Genomic DNA, 19,362 nt, shown 5'->3' with positions numbered 1-19,362 from the left:
CAATGGATCGTTTGACCGAAATTGGGGTGTTTGTTGCAGCGATAGATGAAGGAAGCCTGGTGGCGGCAGGCAAGCGCTTCGGCTTATCGGCGTCAATGGCAGGAAAATATCTAAGCAGTCTAGAGGCGAGTCTGAATGTGCGACTGATTCAGCGTAGCACTCGTAAATTGAACGCTACCGATGCCGGGCGCGCATATTATCAGCGCTGCAAACGGATTCTGGAGGAGTTTGAGGAGGCCAACCGTGAGGTAAGTGACAGGAGCACTATGTTGCAGGGTCAGTTGCGCATTACTGCCCCGGTGAGCTTCGGGATGCTGCACTTGGGGGAGTTGGTCGCTCGTTTCATGACCGAGCACCCGCACATTACGGTCGACATAACACTCGATGATCGTTATGTGGACCTGCATACAAGCGGCATAGACGTGGCGATTCGGATCGGGCGTCTGGCTGATTCAGAACTTGTGGCTCGGCGCTTAGCGCCATGTCGTATGGTGTTCTGTGCGGCACCGTCGTTTATACAGCAACATGGCGCTACCCTCACACCCAACGACCTTCGCACTGCTTCACGCTTGGTCTTCAGCGAAGCCGTCACCGCTGGCGGCTGGAATGTCAATGATGCGGCAAAGCATCAATATCTAATCGACGGCCCTGTACGCATGCAATCAAATAATATGCATATGCTGCTGGCAGCGGTGTTGGCTGGCACTGGTATCGCACACGGTCCCACCTTCGTGTTCGGAGAATATCTCGCCTCGGGAAAACTAATCCAGCTATTACCGGATTTTGATAACTTAGAGCTATCGGTACATGCAGTGTTTCCAAGCGCTCGCTATTTGCCGTCCAAGGTACGCCAGTTCATCGACTATCTGGCGACAGAGTGGGCCGACGGCCCCAGTTGGGACCGTCATTGATGAGCGAAATGGACCTGGAGTATTGCTTGCCTTCCCAAATTGCGTATTCCAGTGAATGAAACCACTCATTCCACTCTAGCGTACCACCGGCCGCCTTAGACCGTTCGAATCAGGATCGACTCTTAAGCTACTTCAGGACAAGCGATGGCGCAGACTTTGCCCTCGCAGGGTGTCGCCAATTGCACTACTTATGCGATTGATGTCCCCAGCCGATCGAGGACGGGCAACAGTTCGGCTGTTTCCGGTCGACGTGTGTAGTCGAGGTTGACCTCAGAATAGGCGATCATGCCGTTCTGCCCAATGACATAGCGGGCCGGCATCGGTAGGGTCCATGCCGGATCGTCGTTAATGACGGTCAGATCGTTCTTGAAGACAGTCTTATAGATGTCAATCAGATAGTCTTGCAACGCGAAGCGCAAGCCATACGCATCGGCTACAGTACCGTGTGGATCGATCAGAATCGGGAAACCGAGCTTATTTTCCCTGATCGACTTACGACTATTCGGCGCGGTCTGCATCGAAATGGCGACTAGCTGCGCGCCTCGAGCGGCGATGTCGCTACGAGCCTCTTCCAGCGCCTGAAGTTCCAAATTGCAGTAGGGACACCAGACACCACGATAGAAGGTCAAGACCACTGGCCCATTGGCTAGAATATCTGCAAGATTTATTGTTCGTCCATCGGTATTCTCGAGCGCAAACGCAGGTGCTCTGTCTCCTGCCTTTTTTGCTCGCTCCGCTTGGCCTGAGGCGATAAGCTCCTCAGTTGACCGGTGAAGTTTCTCCACCGCGAAACTTGGAATTCTAGTGCCAGATTCAACCTTTTCCCTGAAGGCGTCGAGTTTTTCTTTTAAAGACATAATGATTTCCTTTTTTTGCTATTGCTTTGGCCGACTCAACGGTTTGTGATCGACAGGATGCAACTGCAAGCCCCCCTTTCGCACCTGTTGCAAGAGCTATGATTGTAATCAACCGATGATCGGGAAGTTTCTTGAAAAGGCTTACTCCGGACGAACCATCTTGGCGTTGCCTAGCAGTGCATCCGAAAAATCTTCTACAGATCCTCTGACATTCACCTGCTCAAAGAAGTCGTACCAGCCGGACGCAGCAATCCGGCGCTCGAATTCGCGCTGAAACTCAACGTTAGGTACGCGATAGACACAAAAAAAATCGTACGGCGCACGATGATCCGTTTCGCGGGCGTTCTTGCCATAGGCGATGACATCGACGCCAGCGGCTTTCATCGCATCCACTGACTCGATGATTTTCTTAATGAAGTCCGCTCGCTCATTTTCAGAGCATTTGGCCCATGCAGGCGCGTAGTTGTAGAGTTCGATAAATATCTGTTGCACGGAAAGTGCCTCCTTGTGTGTCGAATGAAACCATTCTTCGTGGACAAGGGTGGAGATGACAGATCCTGAAATCCGTTCTAATTCACCACCCTGAGGTGACAGAGTCTCTCAGCTGTCGAATGGAGCGGTGTTAATGAGGTCGCATAGGTTCGTGCAACTGAAACCATGAACATGGCGATGCCCAATATCGACCAATCCGGTGTTAATAGCTGTATGGGGCTTTTTTCTGACGACTTCTGCTAACGCTTCTGTAAACGCAGCCTTCAATCCAATCCTGGGATAAAGAGCGAGCACATCATCAATTAGAGAAGGAGTAATTTCATCCAGCCGAAGCCCAAAAAGGTCGGCATAGGCTCCGATGTTAATAAGCGCAACTTCTGGTTGTTTGCGATCGACGATGCCTGAGGAAGTGTGCAGAGCTATGGCGTCCCAGACAAGCTCGGCCTTAGATTTTGGGTAGTCGTTCTCAAGCAGGAAACGGTTAGCAGCGTCAGCACTATCAACCTCGAAGCGCTGGTCTGCCGCGAACTCGTCGGAGAGGCTAAGGTCGTGCAGAATTGCGGCAAGATAGACAAGCTCGCGGTCGTACGCTAACCCTCGCCGCTTGGCTATGAATTCAGCAAACCACCATGTCCGGTGCAAGTGGTTAAGCAGTACTTTTGAATGGACCCGTTCGACGAGCGATACTGCTTTCCGGGTGAGCGCAGAATCCGGAGGGGTAACGCCTCCAATAGTGACTAGTGTGTTCATATGTTCTCCGAGAACGTGAAGTTGATGAGGTTTTCAGCTTAAGCGCCCTTGACATGGCATAAATGACTGTTTTCAGTCGATTTGTGCCAAAATACAATTTATTAGATAAATGAGGCGAAAATGGGTAAGCGAACAGAACCAGATAAGCAGCCTAAGGCTGGGCGGCATAAGCGAATCGTGATTTTGGGTTTACCGCCGGTGGAGGCGATTGATGTGATCGGGCCAGCCGAGGTCTTCTCTTTTGCGAACCGGCTACTCGATGAGCCCGCTCCCTACACGATCGAATTGGTATCTTGCAGTGCGGATGTGTATCTGGAAAGCGAAGTCGGCATCGGACTACGGGGACACAAGACACTTGAACAGGAGCGGCATGCCGACGAGCCAGTCGACACCTTGATTGTTGCTTCAGGCTTTAGATCAGTCGAACGACTTGATCCAGAAGCAATTGCATGGATCCGAACCAAGTCACCATCGGTGCGCCGAGTATGCTCAATATGTGTGGGCGCGTTCGCATTGGCGGATGCGGGACTATTGGACGGCCGCAGAGCAACAACTCATTGGCAGATGGCAACACAATTGGCTGAACGTTACCCAAAAGTCGAGGTTGATCCGACACCAATCTGGGTGAAAGATGGCAATGTGTATACTTCGGCTGGCACATCAGCTGGGATCGATCTAGCGCTCGCTCTTGTAGCCGAAGACCTGGGAGATAATGTCGCACTGGAAATTGCGAAGACTTTAGTCCTGTTCCTTAGGCGACCTGGCGGGCAGGCGCAGTTTAGCGTTGCTCTTCGATCGCAGCGGTCGTCGAGCTCAAGCTTGGACGAGTTGTGTCTTTGGATCGGCGAGCATTTGCATACGGAGCTTACGGTAGAGATACTGGCAGACAGATTTTCGACCAGTGTCAGGACGCTTATCCGTACGTTTCAACGGGAACTAAACGTCACGCCCGCCAAGTATGTCGAAGACGTGCGGCTTGAAGCTGCCTGCCGGGCGCTCGAGTTGGGACGGAATTCCATGGAAGAGGTCGCACGTCGAAGCGGGTATCGCAGCGTCGACGTGATGCGAAAGGCGTTCTTAAGACGCATAGATGTGAGTCCCAACGAGTACGCGCGACGTTTCAGGATGCAGTAATCTAGAGAGGTGGCTGTTGTGCATTGTGTGGCGCGCGCCGGTATTGCGTTGGCGCGACGCCACGTGCCTGCTTGAACGCGCGGCTGAACGAGAATTCCGACTTGTAACCAACACGCGTCGCGATCTCGCCGAGTAGCAGTTCAGTTTCTTCAAGCAGTTGCGCAGCAATGCCCATGCGCCAGCGTGTCAGATATTGATGCGGCGGCTCGCCAACTGAAGCGCAGAAGTTGCGGGCGAAAGTAGCGCGCGACAACGCAGCCTCTTTAGCAAGCTCATCTAATGTCCATGCACGCTCAGGTGCTTCGTGGATGCACGCCAGAACCCGTGTCATATGCGGTGAACGCAAAGCGGAGAACCAGTCGTTCGCTGTTGGAGAAGCAGCATCTGCCCACCCGCGCATGAAGTAAACGAACAAAGACGAAAGCAGACTGCGCACCACGATGTGGTTGCCGAAGTTCGGCGTTTCCACCTCGTCGCGGAGCATGCGTAATGTATCACTCAAGGGTGAAGACCCGGGTTCCATTCCAGCCCGGAGCAACACGGCCTGTGGCAATGCGCGTAAAGCGGGAAGCGCGAGGTGTTGGTCCATATTGAACTGACCGCAAATCAGCGTGGTAGCCTTTGCGTCGCGGTCCTCTACACCGTCGCGCATAGAGAGGAAGGTGTCAAGCGGCATGGTTTTTCCTCGCTTAGAATGCGCCACTTCATGCGCGCTGCCACGCGGAAACAAGACTAACTCACCAGCATCCAATTGCATGGGTTCTGCGTCGCCCTGGCGCACAAAGGCACGTCCTTCCGCCACGAAATGAAACACAACAGCATTGCGAGGCTCGACCTTGAACCCCCAAGGCCCAGCGACACGCGTGCGCACCAACACCAAACCGTCGGCGCGGACTGCTTTCAACCAACCATTTAATGTCTGCATCAGTTCATTATAGCAAAATGAGACGATTTGATATGTCTTTGCTTCTTTTAGGCATGGTTCATCTCCCTACGATCGTTTCTAATGATGATGTTCATAACCTTAGAGGCCAGATATGAGAACTAAAGACCACATCAAACAAGTAATAGAGACCATCTACGACAAAGTCTTCAACCAGGGACAAGGAGACTTATATCCAGGCCTCGTGGCTGGTCCGTACGTTCAGCACAACCCACTCTTCCCGGATGGGCTGGATGCCATCGTGGGCTACATCAATCAGTCCGGACCTATCCCCTGTGAGGTCAAGCGCATCGCGATCGATGGCGATCTGGCCTTTGTACATGTGCGCTACTTGAACTGGGCTGGCCAAGAAACCGCAGGCGTCGACATCTTCCGTTTCGATGCCGATGGCAAGATCGTCGAGCACTGGGACGTACTGCAGCCTGTGCCAAAGAGTGCGAACAACACAAACACGATGTTCTGAGCTGCGAACTGCAATGGCACAGATGATAGTACCCAAAGACTGGATATTGACATGACGAAACCAATGATCAAAGAGAGTGTGGAATTCATCGAAATCGATGGCTTGAAGATTCGTTTTCTACGCAACCGTGCTGGAGAGGGAATTCCGTTGCTGCTCACGAGTCCCTGGCCAGAAAGTTTGTACGCCTTCCAGCGAATTTGGACTATCCTCAGTGCCAGGGCCTCCCTCATTGCAGTCGACCTCCCGGGCTTTGGCCAATCGGAAGGTCGACCGCAATTGATGTCACCCCGGGCAATGGGGGAGTTCATTCCCAAGTTTCTTTCTGCACTGGACCTGGAGCGAGTCCATGTCGTTGCGCCTGACGTCGGCACCTCGGCGCTTCTCTTCGCAGCGAACGCCCATCCGAATCGGTTCGAAAGCCTGGTGGTTGGAAGCGGTGCTACCGACACCGCCCTCGCAGCCGGGACGTTGAAGGACTTGATCAACGCGCCATCGACTGCCCCCTTCGAAGAGGTCAGCGGCGACGTGATTGCCCTCGGTGCCATCGATCAGTTGATGAAGACCAAACCGGACCCTGATGTACTGAAGGATTATCAGGCATCTTCAGTTGGGCGTCGTTTCGTCGAAGCGATGGCCTACGTGCGCGCCTATCCGACCGATCTTCCGCTCCTGCGAGCAGCACTTCCGGGCATTCGCATCCCTGTCCTGAGCATTTGGGGTGCGCACGACCCGCTTGTGCCCCCGGAAAACGCTGAGGTTCTGGACAAAGCCTTGCCCAGAACGCGCTCGCTGCTACTCGACGGCGGTCATTTTGTCTGGGAAGATTGTACGGATGAGTATGCTGCGGCGATCCTCGAATGGATTCGAGGCGGCTACAAAGCAATCTAGGGCAGCGTGTGGTGTCATCGCCCCGCACTTATGTTTTGTCGCTTGGACATCCTTGTTTTTGAACGTTTGCCGTTCTGGCGATGGTATTTGTTATCGTCACGGCTCGCGGTGCCACCAGCACGATTAAGGAGAGCTCAGGCATGCCCCTGCAGTCGACTGGCCTCTTCCACCAATTGCTGTGCCACGGTTTCAAACGGCTCCATACTGCGCTCCGCCCGGCTTAGCACGACCGCACCCTCGACCGAGGCGATGAGTACCATAGCGAAACGGCGGGCTACGTCATCTGCTAGTCCTCCCTGTCTGAGCAAATCGGTCAGGCATTTACGCCATGTGCGGAATACGGCGGTTGCGTGCGCCAGCAGTTCGGTGGAATCGGTGGCCACGGTCACTGCAAGTACGGCACAACCGGATTCGCAATCGGAGCGAGTGAGCACGGTACGCCAGATCAGCAGAAAGTGTTGCACCACTGCCTCGGCAGAAGAGCCGACGCAGCGATTCATGAAGTCGGTCAGCACGCCGCCGGCCAAATCGATAGCGGCAGCAACGAGCTGGTCTTTGCCATCTGGAAAGTGATGGTAGAGGGAACCGCGCGGAGCACCTGTGGTGGCCACAACTTCGGAGAATGAGGTTGACTGCAGCCCGCGCTGCGCCAGCAATGCCATCGCCCCTTCGATCATGCGTTGACGAACATCACTGGCCACGGGCTGCTTTCGTAATTTTGTTCATTTGGCACCATCAAAAGAAATTATGACGATCATTATAATCGGTGCTACTATGATGATCGTCATAGTTCAAAATCAAGGAATGACTATCATGTTGAAACCTGGCTTTGCTTTTTCGTCCCTGTTGCTCGTGCTGGCTCTATCGGCCTGCAGCTCTGCCCCTACTTCCATCCTATCTCGTGAAGGAAACCACGTCATGAATCTTGATCAAACCAAGCAAGCCCTGGTGGGCGAATGGAGCAGTCTGGCCCCCGAAATCCGCCCGAGCGCTCTGAAGAACCAGGACGGCAGCCTCAAGCCTTTCTATCTAAAGCGTGATTTCAAGTATGAGGCAGGTGACCGTTTCGAGTTGACCATTGTCAATTCAGCAGACCCTTACGGCAAGGTACCGTTGGCGCGTATTTTGATCCGGGGTCATATGACATGGTCAGGAGATCACCCAATCGCGCCTGGTGCGCATAAAGTGGACTTCGTCGCTGACGAAGCTTATGAGGTGACGCCGCTGATCCAAGGTTTTGCTGATCTGCTCAATCAAGTGGCGGGCAAGGGCTACACTCACTGGGAGGTTGGTGGAACGCAGAGCGTGTTCGGTAAATCCTTCGCACCATTCGGCCTGGTCGAGGGCAAGAACTTTATGGAATACGACCTGGTGTATCTCTCGCACAATTTGCTTTTCTGGGGCGCACGCAATATAGATGGCCGTGGCTTCAACTCAGAGGCAAACCGGCCAACTAACCTGCAGATCCCTATGGCACGTAAAGGTAGTAATTAATGTTGCACGAGAAGCGACGTCCGTAGTCCATTAAATGAAATGGCCATTTGCCGTGTAATGCCGTTCCGTTAAGCCTGAGCGGCATTTTTTTATTTCAGGCTGCTACGCGCATCGGCATCGATGGTCTATCACTGCGTGTCCAGCAAGCACTGGCGAGCGCTCCTTGACATGGCACTGGCTACGTCTTTGCCAATCGACGGCGCAACCATGTAAAACGGGGCTGCTGGGATGACTGCATCCTTACGCATCAATTCGCCGATTGCCCTAGGTCAGTCATTATTCAGTTGTGCGTATCCGACATACAACATAGAAGCTATTCAGCGGCATATACAGCAGTAGTTGCGTTTCGATAACCATTCCGAACTTCTGATTTGCAAGTGGGACAACGATAGGCACACCAACCTTTGCTGTCTTCAAGTGGATTAAGAATTGACTTGCGCCCCTCGTTAAAACATTTGGTACAAAGGTAATGCGCTGGGTCATTTTGCTTGGCTACTTCAAGAAGAGCATAAACCAAACTTCCATTGTTCCACGGCTCCATTAGCTTGTATCGTTTCGCCTCCTCATGCCAGCCCTTCATTAATTCGATTTGTGATTTGAGGGATCGAATCTCTTCTGCCATTGCAACCTGTTCAGCGTTGGATTCCATAGCACTACTTTGTGCCGATAAAATTGCGCTTTGCAAATCAATAACTTTGCCTTGAATCTCAGTTGTAGATTTTAATTCGAGAAAACTCTTTGCGATATCTGCAGCGAAGCGGAGACTTGTGATAGTACCTGTTATTAAGGTCATATCCATAATATACCGTTCCCCTTTTTATAAAACCTATGCCGTGAGCGATCATAACAATATTACTTTTTGGTCCGGCAGCCGTCCAAACCTATCTTCGTCAACTGCATATTCGCACAAGTAATACCACTGAATCGCATATAAAAATATCACTCAGTGGCATTTCGCCTGTGTCACCCAGTCGCATTAAAAACCACCTGCGCTTTAATTCACAGATGGCTAGCCTGATTCAATTTGCATCGGAAGAATCTTGTTTCTTGAGCTCGGAGAACTTGGTGGCCATGGTTGGGTTACCTTTGGTTAGTTTTTTGATCGTCACGTCCTGAGCCTTGTCGTTCGCGAGACGGAGATTCCGGTCAGTGCCGATTAGGGCGTCTTTTGTCTTCTGCAGGTGGTCGATTGATTTATCAATCTCATCAATCGCAGTTTGAAAACGCTTGGATGCGAGCTCGTAATTTTTTCCAAACGCTGTTTTGAATACTTCTAGCTCGTTTTCAAAGTTTGTGATGTCAATGTTCTGCGCTTTGACAAATGCTAGTTCCGATTTGTACTTGAGTGAATTCATCGCTGCATTCCGCAGCAGTGTAATAATGGGAAGAAAAAACTGCGGTCTGTTAGTTTGCGCTGGATTATGACCCGGCGTTTGCATCAAATTCTGACCCACTCGTTTTAATGTCTTTTAAGGGTTAGGTTGAGGTTAGTTTGGTCTTTTTTTCCTTTACGTGTTCGTTTGCTAGCTGAATTGACCCGGTCAGTTTGATCCACCTTCCACTTCCTGGCGAAGGCCGCCACCCGGTCATACGACCCTTCAAATCCCAGTTCTTTCAGATCGAGATGAAGCTGTTTTAGGCTGCGTCGTTGTTTCCGATTTTTACTCGCTTCTGTCTTAAGCCAGCTTGAAAGCTGCAATGCATATTTGTCGATGGCACTGGCTGTTTGTCGTTCTGCATAGGCAGGCTCAGTGACTTCAGAGCGCAGATAGCGCCGGACAGTGTTGCGAGAGATGCCAAGTCGTCTGGCGATCTCCCGTAATGGAATCTGGTCACGAATGTGCCAGCGTCGAATAATACCTAGTAATGCCACGTCAATCACTCCTGCTCCCTACTCATCAAGATAAGTAGGATTGTGTGCTAAACGTGGGTCAATTTTAGATGCAATTTATTCAGCAAAGTGGGTCAATTTTCAGTGCAAATCAACAGCTTGATGAAAGTTAACGCAAGTGCCAAATTTGCTTGGTAGAGTTACCAAAGCAACGTGTTACCACGTGTGGTCGGTTCGATAGTTCAAACATACTAACCAAGCAGAATTGAGTTGCTATCCAGATCTATTACAATGATACCTTCAGACTCATCGCTCTCAACAAATCTGCCATTAATTATGGCTCCAGATAGTAGCCAATACAAAGTCGAATTTAAGTAGGCTTTTGCGGATGAATACTGACCTAAACTTTAATCTGATGCAGAATCAACATGAACCACAATTTATACGAACCAACCGAATGGACATTTGAATTTTTGCTCAGATTTAAGTTACTTCGTCACTGTGCCGATCCCAACGCTTATTTACGCGATATACCTGGATGTGAAAATTCGACTATCCGTGTCAGACAGGATGGGAGTATAACTTTGCATTTTTCAAGGAAAGCTGATTCTGCGACATCAGCTATTGCATGTGCAATAGCTGACGCGATGTGTGTGATTCCGTGTATTTTGCTCAGTGCAGAACTTGTAACCCAGATGAAAAAAGAAATTTTGAAAAGTTCGTAGTTTTTAGATCGTTTGACAACATGCAGCGACCACACAAGTACAGATAAACAGGGGCCGCACGGACTTATATCGACAATACCAGGGAAATAGAAATTCGATGCTTTTTTGAATGCTAACTTAAGTGTTATACGTCTGTATTTCAACCGGAAAGAGCCGCATTTTAAGCACGCTTCTCAATAACAAACCAGGCATTTGCGCATGGTTTACCAACGATTGCTATCTGTTCCATTAGATGTAGAGGCAAAGGTAGTGACGAACATTGATACCGATTTATCTTGGCAAAGGCGAGTGCTTGGATATTGCCCCGAACAACGGAATGTATCTGCGTGCGCATAGTGTCAAGAACTACTGCCCTACGCCGATATTCGCTTCGCTTATTTGATGGCCGTGATTCAATCGGTTTTTCATGTACAACGCAGGGAATCTCAAAGTTTCCGCTTTTGTTCTGTTGACCGCCAGCCAGCAGCCACAATTGATCATACTCCGCACTAATGCTTTTTTTCAGGCGATAGCGCCAGGCACGATGAATATGATTTTCCTTGCCCACACATTCGATGCTGGTGCAACTGATCGTGCTAGCGATGCTGCGCAACGCCTCAATTAACAATAGTCGCGGCTGGATGCCATGTAAGGCATGGGTCGCTTCGCGTGTCAGGTCACGACAATTAGCCCTGCTCGACTGAACACCGCCCACCTTGATTGATCTGCCTTGGACTGTATTGATCATGGTAAAGGTCAAATAAAGGAGAGAAGTATCATTCATGCTAAGCTCCAGCGTTACGCCTCCTTCACGCTTGAACGCATCCTGACGTACCAAATAAATAGAAAAACTTTTCTCGTTTTTGCCGCTGAACTGGGACAGTAAAACACGACCTCCGTGCATGATATCCGCCGTCTTCCTGGCACCCAGGAGGCGAAGCAGCAACTCGAAATGGCTTGCAAGCATTTTTGCTCGCTGAGTTGAGTTGATATTCTTGTCAAAGAAAGGTCGATGAATGACTTCGAGAAGGCTCGGCTCGCTTTTGATCGCCTGCTGTAAGTAACTGCTTCTCACATACTGAAACCAGAACGCGCTCGATTTCAAATTGAGCAGCGTCCTCACAATGAACTTACTTCTTCTCCCGATACTGGCTGACTCAGAGGTAAATGCTTTCTCATACACCCAGGCAAAATTAGCAGCAAAGCGACTTATGCATTGAGACCAATGCTTTATATGCACGACAGGATTCAGCGTGTTTAAAAACGGACTTTTTTGTTCTGCGGTGTACACGATTCTGCCTGTTAATGCAACTTAATGTGGCAGATTGTAACTCAATGTATCCAATTACCTGTGAGAGTGGTTCTTCAGTATTGGTGAGCAGCGGCACAAAACATGAGAATTTCAGCATAATTTAACAAAATTTGTATATTGACTTGACATGAAATCAATCAGCCCAAGTTGCTGATTTACCCTACCCTCGCCGCTCTCATTGATCACAGCTTTAAAAGCTCAGGCAATAATGCGCAAGGTCAACGTGTCATTGATCAATAATATGGATTGAAGCCGTTTCCGATCAAGGGAAGATGCGCCGTAATTGCCGAACGAGCGAGTATAAATCTGATAGCAATCAGGATTTTTATTGCTCCACGCCAACGAGCAAGAAATATATTCATCACCAGGAATTGCGCCAATGAGGGTTTGTTGCTCACCATTGATACTGCATAGCAGTCCGGAAGACGACCACATACTTTCTGTTTGCAAAACGTGCGGCAGTTGCGCGTTCTCGAATTCTTCCGGCCATGTTAATTTGTCCGCGTAATTATCAGGTGACAACCCTGTCACCTTGCTCGGTTCTGTCGGCGAGTTTGATTCAACCATGACGAAATTGATGCCATCTCCTGGAGACAATTCAATCTCGTCAAACCAAGACACATGTTCACAGCACCCGTCTGGTCGCTTGGTCATTGCGCTGATACGCAAGTGCACGGCTTTTCCTGCATCAGCAAACATGCTGACGTTGGGGGATATTACCGTCGCGTTTTCAATGCCAGCACGGCACAAGAACTTGCCATTAATGGCAATTTCAAAACAAATCATGGTCGTGTATTTTTTCTTTAGGCGACTCGCGTGAGACTCTTGTTGCGGCAAACGCGGTCGCGGCCATTTCTTTTTGCCACATAGAGTGCCCTGTCAGCCGCCTCAATCAATTCCAACGGCTTGTTCACGTCCTTAACTGGGATAATGGCTTCTACGCCTGCACTGATGGTGACAAAACCTGCTTCATTACCTGCGTGTGGTACGGCCAGGTTGTGAATTGCCAGACGAATATTCTCTGCGATCAGTCTTGCCCCTTCCGCGTCAGTGGCAGGAAGGATGACAGCAAATTCTTCACCACCGTAACGTGCAATAAGGTCACCGGCACGGTTTTGACAGGTTTTAGCAGCCTGGCTTATTTTTCTGAGACATTCATCTCCTGCTGTATGACCGTAAATATCGTTGTATCTCTTGAAGTGATCCACATCGAACATGATCAGTGCCAGTGAACTCGCATTGCGAATTGCCCGATTAAATTCTTCTTCTAAGGTAATGTCAAAATTACGTCTGTTTGCCAGTTCGGTGAGCGCATCCTGTAATGATAGTCGCTCCAAGGCCAAATTCAGGTTCAGCATGGCATCTCGTGCAGCCGCACTTTCTGCTTCAGCATTCAAACGTAGCTTGATTTGACCTGCGAGATAAAATCCGACTGAACTCAGGACAATGACGAGTATTCCGACACCGGCGGAATGTAAATAGGTGTCGGCAAGCCAGTCTGAAAGGATTTCATTTTCTGACATGGCAGCAGCGGCAAACAAGGGATATTTATCTAGGTGCCGAAAGCTGTTCAGTCGTTTTACACCATCCTGTGCAGATTTGACCGTGAATGTCCCTGATGTTTTAGTAATGCCTTCTTTGTAGACGGTCGTCGTCAGCATATTCTTGCCGATGGAGTCGGCCTGCAAAGGTCGGCGCGTCAGTAAGACGCCGCGATCCATGACCAGAACAATCGCGCCATCTTTACCAAGATTAAAGCTGTTATAGAATTTGTTGAAATAATCTATATCTATCGTCGCCAGGGCAACACCGGCAAAGCTACCGTCTGCGTGATTGATGCGGCGCGATACGGTCATGATCCAGGCACTACTTGAACGACTGCGTATGGGTATTCCAATATATGGTTTGTCTTCCAGATGGGTGCGATGATAGATAAAATAATCCCGATCGGAATTATTAACATTCTCTGGTGTAGTCGGCAAAGAATTCACCAGCCATCGTCCGTTTTCGTCATAGACAAACAAGCCTTTGAGTTGAGTCAATTCCGCTGTCCTGAGCACAAGCAGTTTATGCATTCGTGTTAAGGCAGCAGGACCAATGCCTTCTGTTTCAACTCGTTCGACGATACCCAACAGTGCTGTATCTGCCCCTTTGATCGTATCGTCAGCATGCTGAGTGATGGCACGTGCCATGTTGGCAGTGGAAACTTGTGCTTCGCTCAATTGATTCTTTCTGGCGGCCCAACTACGCCAGCCATCCATCAACATCAGGGACAGGCAAACGAGAATGACAAATCCCAGAACCATGCTTGTCAGTGATATTCCCTTCGTTTTGACTCCGATGGTACTAGTTGCTTGCGTTTGACTGATCATTTTTACTAGGGGATATGTCGGCACACCTTTTATATTTCTATGCGCCCTATGCATTGAATGTTATTTTTTATTTATTGAGGAATATACCATATGATTAGTAGGGGCAATTGTTGGCAACAGTCAAAGATATTCACGAATACCAGAAGGTAGCTTTATATTAGCGGGTTTTGAGCAACTGAATATTACTCACCAGAATTATTTGTTCACTCAAAGAAACACATTTAATTCTTGGCCGCTGAAGATCACCATACTCTGTTGTGCAGCTTTACAACCATTGGAATCAAATTGAACCAATGAATAATGATGCTAATGGCCTGCAAATCGACGCACTCAGCGCCTCATGCCTTTGACGCAACATCGAATATGCTGATCAACCAAAGCGTGTTACGGGAAAGGGCCGGAGAGGTCGGCGCAGGCAACCACTCCAGATAGTTTTGATTATGTTTTTGCTTGCAACTGTAAAAAAAGTGGCGGGGTGAAATCACTATTAACACCGCGACAGATGACGACGCTGCTGCAATCTGCTGCCAATGTTACCGACCAGAGGCTGATACCTCATCGGCATTTTTGTTGATATCTTCATGAGTGGCCAGCAATCTGGCGCTTTCCGCAACTCTGAACTTGTCACGATGGGTGTTAAAATAAGCAATAATGTCAACTGCTGCACCGGTCAGCATGGCATCTTCCAACAACCTGTCAAAAACATTTTTCCAGACATCCTGGTTTGACCAGCGTTCAAAACGCATGCGGACTGAAAACCAGCTACCAAACTCAATCGGCAAAGCTCGCCATGAACTACCCGTTCGTGCCATCCACAGTACCGCCTCAACAAACAGACGCTTGCGTGCCGCAATCTGACCGTAGGCCATTGCGCCTCCAGGCAGCAGGTTTTTTATTTTTTCCCACTGATCATCACGCAGCAGCATTTTCAATGACTTTGATTCGCCCGAGTCCGGCATGGCGCTAAATATATGTGACAACACTTCCTTGTGCCGTCTCAATTTAAGGGGGGTGCTATCGCTTGAGGCAGCAATGCCTTTATTGGTGCGCCGGGCAGCCACCTTCGTGCGAGAAATATTGAGCTTCTTTGCCAGTTCAGCATCTGGCATTGTGCCCAAAAGAGCAATTTCCTCCTTGGTCCACCTGTGCCTGTCTGTCTCTGTAGGGCAATTTTTCTTGCAGTGATCTGGCAAAGGAATTCCAAGGCGTTCGCGTCTGCTTTTTGCTACTGGTATCGAAACACCTATTCTTTTTGTGGCAATTCTGTCGCTGGACTTGCCCAATTCGGCATTCATTTCAGGTATCCATTTTATATAAACACGTCAATACGTACACTGCATTCATTCGAGGCCATATATATAGCACAAGAATTCATGCGTCTTTCACCCACCCACTGCTTCGCAGATTATTTGCTTTCCACCGTCGTCGCAGCTCAAAAATTATTTCGCTTACTTAAACTGATGCAGCAAACATCCCTTGATATTTTCAAGTCTGTCATGCTCTTTAAGGCAAGTTGATGCATTGCTACAATTTTTCCGAGCCATTTCAGATTCGTTTGTTCCGCGTAGTGAAACACGAGTACCACTTAGTTTAACTGGCAAGCCAACGACTACACATTGTTTGTTTTGCTCTACCAAAGTCTTTATAGATGACATAATTTTCCTTTTTTTAATCATGCGCAGCAAATACCACGTTTCACCGTCAACGCATCTTAAATATTAACAACTTAATTTAATCATCTCCAGTTGCTTCGTTCTATGTTCTAAAAACCGGATGCCTGCGTTTCGTTTTTTTCTTTAGGCTCTTCATTGACAGAGAATCCTCCACCCATTAATTTTGCCATCAAAAAATAACCAACCAAAGATAAAATGCCCAACAAAAGAAGTACCGAGTATAAATTTAAAAAAAAGTATGTAGAATACAGGCGCTAAAATTATCCCCAAAGCACCGCCAATCATGAACCCGGCAATACTACCAATTGTTCCTAAGAAAAGTGCTAAAACTGAACGTGCCAATGTCGGATTTGTCGCATCTGTAATCTTTGCACCAAACCAAACTGGTAGCGAGCCAACGATTACAAATCCAATTCCTCAAGCGAGTGCGGGTAAACCTGAAACGGTGAGTGATGTCACTAGATCTTCCTTTTTGTGCGTCTGAATGCGAATAGTTTTGATTGTTTTAGCGTTCTTACAAACATTCAATGCACTTGCCTATGCTTTATTTAGGGCATTTTGCGAAGAAAATAACAGAATCTGGTGGCTGACCTGCCAAGCAGAAATGTCCATTGCGGCTAATCTAAATTAAAAATTGATTAATAACAAGAACGACAATTACTTTTGGCCGTCCGCTTGAATGAATTGTTATCAGCCTATGCTCCTTACTGCAACATCGAATTAACTACCCTCAAATCCACCTCCCCCAGCGCTCCAGTGGTCGCCTTGAGCTTCAACCCCTGCAGCAAAGTATCGTAACGCGCCTTCGATAAGTCTTTTTGCGCATTGTAGAGTTATTGCTGTGCGTTCAGTACATCGACGTTGACCCGGATGCCCAGGCGATAGCCAGCCTGACTACCTTTCACAGCGTTCAATCCTGATTCTTGTGGTGAGCATCCAAGTCGCATCATGACCAGGAAAATTGATGTACTTTAAAGGAGTATGAATGATCAAGTTCTTTAATTCTCACCTGGCGGAACTGGCATGGCCTTTTGCCCTTGTGTTTACCTGGCTAGCTGGCGAGTTCGGCCACCGATGGACTAGTCGGTTTGTTACGTGTCACAAATGACCAGCCTGACGCTGGCCAGGTAACTGAAAGGCTATCGAATCTGGTAGCCATCAATTGTGTGATCGTTGTGTCTAAGCTCAAAGTCATGGTAAGACTATGGAGCTTCGAAAATACCAGCAGCCCCCGCAGATTTCCGTGATCTGATTATGCCCAACATGCCGCCAGCAAGTGATTGATTTTTCAAGTATTAGTTTTGCGATTCTGAACTTAATCAGAAACGCCTTAGTAATGCCAAGTCGATCACTCCTTTCCCCTACTCAACAAAAATAAGTTGGATTGCATGCTAAACACGAATCAATTTTATATTGACGTGCTGCTATTTTTTTATCGTAAAAATACTCATAAATTTCAGGCCTTCAATTGCAACACTGTTGCATTTATTGAGATAGTAATATATTCTCCGACAATGCAATTGTGTTGCAAATTGATTTTTCCGCCAGCTTTGAGCCAGGTAGTCAACAGTTTGTTCTTGCTGAAAATCATGATGCCGCTACATTGGCATCATCCTCAACTGTGCTGGTACGCGGATTATGCAGTTAGATTGCATGCCTAAAAACAGATGCACAATCAGTGGCTTATCGCCCAAGCAATGACTTGCCAGTAATCACAGGCATTTTGCGTAACGATAATGCCCTGTTTTTTTAACTCAACAATGCAACAAAGTTGCATTTAATCCTGGACCAAAGACCAGTCTATGCAAACAGAACGTTATGCCATGCCACAGAAACCGTTATTGCCAGTGACCGTACTATCAGGTTTTCTGGGCGCAGGAAAAACTACCCTGCTCAATCACATACTCAACAATCGCGAAGGCAAGCGGGTCGCTGTCATCGTCAATGACATGTCAGAAGTGAATATCGATGCCGACCTGGTACGTCAGGGTGGTGCCGAGTTATCACGCGCCGACGAGAAACTGGTAGAGATGAGCAATGGCTGCATATGCTGCACCCTGCGTGAAGATTTGCTGATAGAAATCCAGCGTCTGGCCAGTGAAAATCGTTTTGATTATCTGTTGATAGAATCGACCGGCATATCCGAACCCATGCCAGTGGCAGAGACCTTTACCTTCCGCGATGAAGATGGCCGCAGCTTGTCTGACATCGCACGCCTGGACACCATGGTCACAGTAGTGGATGCCTATAATTTCTTGCGCGATTATGCGTCGGGCGACAGTCTGAACCAGCGTGGCAGTTCCATGGGTGAAGATGATGAACGTACCGTCGTGGATCTGCTGGTAGAGCAAATCGAATTCTGCGATGTGATCGTTCTCAACAAGGCTGATATGGTCAGTACTGATGATTACGCCAGACTCAGCACAATATTGCAGGCCTTGAATCCACGGGCTGATATCGTAGCAGCCAGCTTTTCCAAAGTACCGCTGGACCGCGTCCTGCACACGGGTCGCTTCAATTTTGAACAAGCCTCGGCTGCACCCGGCTGGCTGAAAGAACTGCGCGGCGAACATGTGCCGGAAAGTGAAGAATACGGCATACGCAGTTTTGCCTATCGCGCCCGCAGGCCCTTTCATCCGCAGCGTTTCTGGTCTTGCATTCATCAGGGTTTCAAGGGCGTAGTGCGTTCCAAGGGTTATTTCTGGCTGGCCACACGCATGGATATCGCAGGCGAATGGTCGCAGGCCGGTGGCATCTGCCGCCACCACGAAGCCGGACTGTGGTGGTCTGCTGTCAGCCAATCCGAATGGCCGCAAGACCCCGATTATCAACAACACATTCTGAGCAAATCAATAGAGCCATTTGGTGACCGCCGGCAGGAACTGGTCTTCATCGGCATGGACATGGATCAGGCAAGCATAGAAGCAACACTGGATGCATGTCTGCTGACAGCATCCGAAATGGAGGAAGGGCCGACACTGTGGGCCAGCTATGCCGATCCATTTCCATCCTGGTTACATAGCGATGATGATGACGAGGATAGCGAAGAAGGCAATGGCGCAGACACAGGTATCAGCAAACAGCATGAGGTCTTGATTCATGCCTGAAGTTCAGCCTGGCGCAATGTTGCATACCCTGTCCAGAAGTTTTGTCTTTGAAGCGGCCCATACCTTGCAACGGCCACTGCATGGCGACAGCAGCCAGCGCATTCATGGCCACACCTACCGTGCCAGCGTGCATTTGCAAGGCCAGCTTGCACCAGACAGTAGCATGCTGCTAGATCTGGCAATGCTGGACAGGCATGTACAGAACCTGCGCCAACAACTCGATCACCGGTTTCTCGATGAAGTTACAGGACTGGGACCAGCCACGCTGGAAAACTTGTGCAGCTATATCTGGCAGCAATTACAAACAAGCCTGCCGGCCTTGGTAAAAGTCAGCGTTGAACGCGGCATGACAGGCGACGCATGCTGCCTGACATCCGTTACAACAACAAACCAGATAGCGGGCACTACAACACGTACTCCATGAAACTACA

The 19,362-nt window shown here is 49.1% G+C and carries 17 protein-coding genes and 2 pseudogenes; 7 read left to right on the top strand and 12 right to left on the bottom strand.

Features of this window, described 5'->3' with window-relative positions; all coding sequences use genetic code 11:
* Nucleotides 1-2 precede the first annotated feature (2 nt).
* Nucleotides 3-911 carry a LysR family transcriptional regulator gene (locus AC1RVX_RS29410; RefSeq protein ID WP_493220144.1) on the top strand — a complete coding sequence of 303 codons (909 nt, stop codon included), beginning with the start codon at nucleotides 3-5 and terminating at the stop codon, nucleotides 909-911.
* A gap of 188 nt (nucleotides 912-1,099) precedes the next feature.
* Here the strand turns inward: AC1RVX_RS29410 and AC1RVX_RS29405 are convergent, their stop codons facing one another.
* From AC1RVX_RS29405 to AC1RVX_RS29395, 3 genes are all read right to left on the bottom strand, one after another.
* Entirely contained in the window at nucleotides 1,100-1,768 is a 669-nt protein-coding gene (locus AC1RVX_RS29405; RefSeq protein ID WP_493220143.1) for a peroxiredoxin-like family protein, read from the bottom strand.
* A 141-nt stretch (nucleotides 1,769-1,909) separates the two neighbouring features.
* Nucleotides 1,910-2,260, bottom strand: coding sequence for a DUF6616 family protein (locus tag AC1RVX_RS29400; RefSeq protein WP_493220142.1), 351 nt, complete (start codon nucleotides 2,258-2,260; stop codon nucleotides 1,910-1,912).
* Nucleotides 2,261-2,368: 108 nt separating this feature from the next.
* A complete protein-coding gene (locus tag AC1RVX_RS29395) occupies nucleotides 2,369-3,010 on the bottom strand; it encodes an HD domain-containing protein (RefSeq protein WP_493220141.1) in 642 nt (213 codons plus the stop codon).
* Between the two features lie 120 nt (nucleotides 3,011-3,130).
* On the opposite strand from AC1RVX_RS29395, the gene AC1RVX_RS29390 reads away from it, so the two are divergent.
* Nucleotides 3,131-4,144, top strand: a complete 1,014-nt coding sequence (locus AC1RVX_RS29390) for a GlxA family transcriptional regulator (RefSeq protein ID WP_493220140.1) — start codon at nucleotides 3,131-3,133, stop codon at nucleotides 4,142-4,144.
* A gap of 1 nt (nucleotide 4,145) precedes the next feature.
* Here AC1RVX_RS29390 and AC1RVX_RS29385 read toward each other — a convergent pair whose 3' ends face one another.
* On the bottom strand, nucleotides 4,146-5,069 hold the full coding sequence (locus AC1RVX_RS29385) for an AraC family transcriptional regulator (protein WP_493220139.1): 924 nt from the start codon (nucleotides 5,067-5,069) through the stop codon (nucleotides 4,146-4,148).
* A gap of 112 nt (nucleotides 5,070-5,181) precedes the next feature.
* On the opposite strand from AC1RVX_RS29385, the gene AC1RVX_RS29380 reads away from it, so the two are divergent.
* Together AC1RVX_RS29380 and AC1RVX_RS29375 are read left to right on the top strand one after the other, a co-directional pair.
* On the top strand, nucleotides 5,182-5,550 hold the full coding sequence (locus tag AC1RVX_RS29380) for a nuclear transport factor 2 family protein (protein WP_493220138.1): 369 nt from the start codon (nucleotides 5,182-5,184) through the stop codon (nucleotides 5,548-5,550).
* Nucleotides 5,551-5,601: 51 nt separating this feature from the next.
* The gene (locus AC1RVX_RS29375; protein WP_493220137.1) at nucleotides 5,602-6,438 is read left to right on the top strand and encodes an alpha/beta fold hydrolase; all 837 of its coding nucleotides are present in this window, start codon (nucleotides 5,602-5,604) and stop codon (nucleotides 6,436-6,438) included.
* Between the two features lie 134 nt (nucleotides 6,439-6,572).
* Here AC1RVX_RS29375 and AC1RVX_RS29370 read toward each other — a convergent pair whose 3' ends face one another.
* Nucleotides 6,573-7,139: a TetR/AcrR family transcriptional regulator gene (locus tag AC1RVX_RS29370; protein WP_493220136.1), complete on the bottom strand. Its 567-nt coding sequence runs from the start codon at nucleotides 7,137-7,139 to the stop codon at nucleotides 6,573-6,575.
* A 73-nt stretch (nucleotides 7,140-7,212) separates the two neighbouring features.
* Here AC1RVX_RS29370 and AC1RVX_RS29365 point away from each other — a divergent pair, with 73 nt between their 5' ends.
* Nucleotides 7,213-7,932, top strand: a complete 720-nt coding sequence (locus AC1RVX_RS29365) for a hypothetical protein (protein ID WP_493220135.1) — start codon at nucleotides 7,213-7,215, stop codon at nucleotides 7,930-7,932.
* Between the two features lie 313 nt (nucleotides 7,933-8,245).
* Here AC1RVX_RS29365 and AC1RVX_RS29360 read toward each other — a convergent pair whose 3' ends face one another.
* The 7 genes and pseudogenes from AC1RVX_RS29360 to AC1RVX_RS29330 form a co-directional block, all read right to left on the bottom strand.
* Complete coding sequence (locus tag AC1RVX_RS29360) at nucleotides 8,246-8,731, bottom strand: hypothetical protein (RefSeq protein ID WP_493220134.1); 486 nt, start codon at nucleotides 8,729-8,731, stop codon at nucleotides 8,246-8,248.
* A 220-nt stretch (nucleotides 8,732-8,951) separates the two neighbouring features.
* Nucleotides 8,952-9,335 (bottom strand): annotated as a pseudogene (locus AC1RVX_RS29355) (DUF2130 domain-containing protein); the annotation flags it as partial.
* Nucleotides 9,336-9,475: 140 nt separating this feature from the next.
* Nucleotides 9,476-9,814, bottom strand: a pseudogene (locus AC1RVX_RS29350) (helix-turn-helix domain-containing protein); the annotation flags it as partial.
* A gap of 834 nt (nucleotides 9,815-10,648) precedes the next feature.
* The gene (locus AC1RVX_RS29345; protein ID WP_493220133.1) at nucleotides 10,649-11,758 is read right to left on the bottom strand and encodes a VirK/YbjX family protein; all 1,110 of its coding nucleotides are present in this window, start codon (nucleotides 11,756-11,758) and stop codon (nucleotides 10,649-10,651) included.
* 219 nt (nucleotides 11,759-11,977) lie between these two features.
* Nucleotides 11,978-12,565: a hypothetical protein gene (locus AC1RVX_RS29340; protein WP_493220132.1), complete on the bottom strand. Its 588-nt coding sequence runs from the start codon at nucleotides 12,563-12,565 to the stop codon at nucleotides 11,978-11,980.
* 17 nt (nucleotides 12,566-12,582) lie between these two features.
* Entirely contained in the window at nucleotides 12,583-14,085 is a 1,503-nt protein-coding gene (locus AC1RVX_RS29335; protein WP_493220131.1) for a sensor domain-containing diguanylate cyclase, read from the bottom strand.
* A gap of 599 nt (nucleotides 14,086-14,684) precedes the next feature.
* Nucleotides 14,685-15,446 (bottom strand): transposase, encoded by a 762-nt coding sequence (locus tag AC1RVX_RS29330; RefSeq protein ID WP_493220130.1) that lies wholly within the window; start codon nucleotides 15,444-15,446, stop codon nucleotides 14,685-14,687.
* Between the two features lie 2,180 nt (nucleotides 15,447-17,626).
* Between AC1RVX_RS29330 and zigA the strand changes: the two genes are divergently transcribed.
* Nucleotides 17,627-18,931: a zinc metallochaperone GTPase ZigA gene (gene zigA, locus AC1RVX_RS29325; RefSeq protein ID WP_493220129.1), complete on the top strand. Its 1,305-nt coding sequence runs from the start codon at nucleotides 17,627-17,629 to the stop codon at nucleotides 18,929-18,931.
* Nucleotides 18,924-19,355, top strand: coding sequence for a 6-pyruvoyl trahydropterin synthase family protein (locus AC1RVX_RS29320; RefSeq protein ID WP_493220128.1), 432 nt, complete (start codon nucleotides 18,924-18,926; stop codon nucleotides 19,353-19,355). Before zigA ends, AC1RVX_RS29320 begins: the two co-directional genes overlap by 8 nt.
* Nucleotides 19,356-19,362: the final 7 nt, after the last annotated feature.

This window comes from Undibacterium sp. GW821-FHT11B02, assembly GCF_058808955.1.
This window is presented reverse-complemented; position numbering and strand designations above follow the sequence as displayed.

What these genes read in the sequence shown, in the direction of transcription:
- AC1RVX_RS29340 (WP_493220132.1), bottom strand. Translation starts at nt 12,565, where the DNA reads ATGATTTGTTTTGAAATTGCCATTAATGGCAAGTTCTTGTGCCGTGCT.
- AC1RVX_RS29365 (WP_493220135.1), top strand. Translation starts at nt 7,213, where the DNA reads ATGATGATCGTCATAGTTCAAAATCAAGGAATGACTATCATGTTGAAA.
- AC1RVX_RS29405 (WP_493220143.1), bottom strand. Translation starts at nt 1,768, where the DNA reads ATGTCTTTAAAAGAAAAACTCGACGCCTTCAGGGAAAAGGTTGAATCT.
- AC1RVX_RS29410 (WP_493220144.1), top strand. Translation starts at nt 3, where the DNA reads ATGGATCGTTTGACCGAAATTGGGGTGTTTGTTGCAGCGATAGATGAA.
- AC1RVX_RS29395 (WP_493220141.1), bottom strand. Translation starts at nt 3,010, where the DNA reads ATGAACACACTAGTCACTATTGGAGGCGTTACCCCTCCGGATTCTGCG.
- AC1RVX_RS29380 (WP_493220138.1), top strand. Translation starts at nt 5,182, where the DNA reads ATGAGAACTAAAGACCACATCAAACAAGTAATAGAGACCATCTACGAC.
- zigA (WP_493220129.1), top strand. Translation starts at nt 17,627, where the DNA reads ATGCAAACAGAACGTTATGCCATGCCACAGAAACCGTTATTGCCAGTG.
- AC1RVX_RS29375 (WP_493220137.1), top strand. Translation starts at nt 5,602, where the DNA reads ATGACGAAACCAATGATCAAAGAGAGTGTGGAATTCATCGAAATCGAT.
- AC1RVX_RS29335 (WP_493220131.1), bottom strand. Translation starts at nt 14,085, where the DNA reads ATGGTTCTGGGATTTGTCATTCTCGTTTGCCTGTCCCTGATGTTGATG.
- AC1RVX_RS29385 (WP_493220139.1), bottom strand. Translation starts at nt 5,069, where the DNA reads ATGCAGACATTAAATGGTTGGTTGAAAGCAGTCCGCGCCGACGGTTTG.
- AC1RVX_RS29330 (WP_493220130.1), bottom strand. Translation starts at nt 15,446, where the DNA reads ATGAATGCCGAATTGGGCAAGTCCAGCGACAGAATTGCCACAAAAAGA.
- AC1RVX_RS29360 (WP_493220134.1), bottom strand. Translation starts at nt 8,731, where the DNA reads ATGGATATGACCTTAATAACAGGTACTATCACAAGTCTCCGCTTCGCT.
- AC1RVX_RS29320 (WP_493220128.1), top strand. Translation starts at nt 18,924, where the DNA reads ATGCCTGAAGTTCAGCCTGGCGCAATGTTGCATACCCTGTCCAGAAGT.
- AC1RVX_RS29390 (WP_493220140.1), top strand. Translation starts at nt 3,131, where the DNA reads ATGGGTAAGCGAACAGAACCAGATAAGCAGCCTAAGGCTGGGCGGCAT.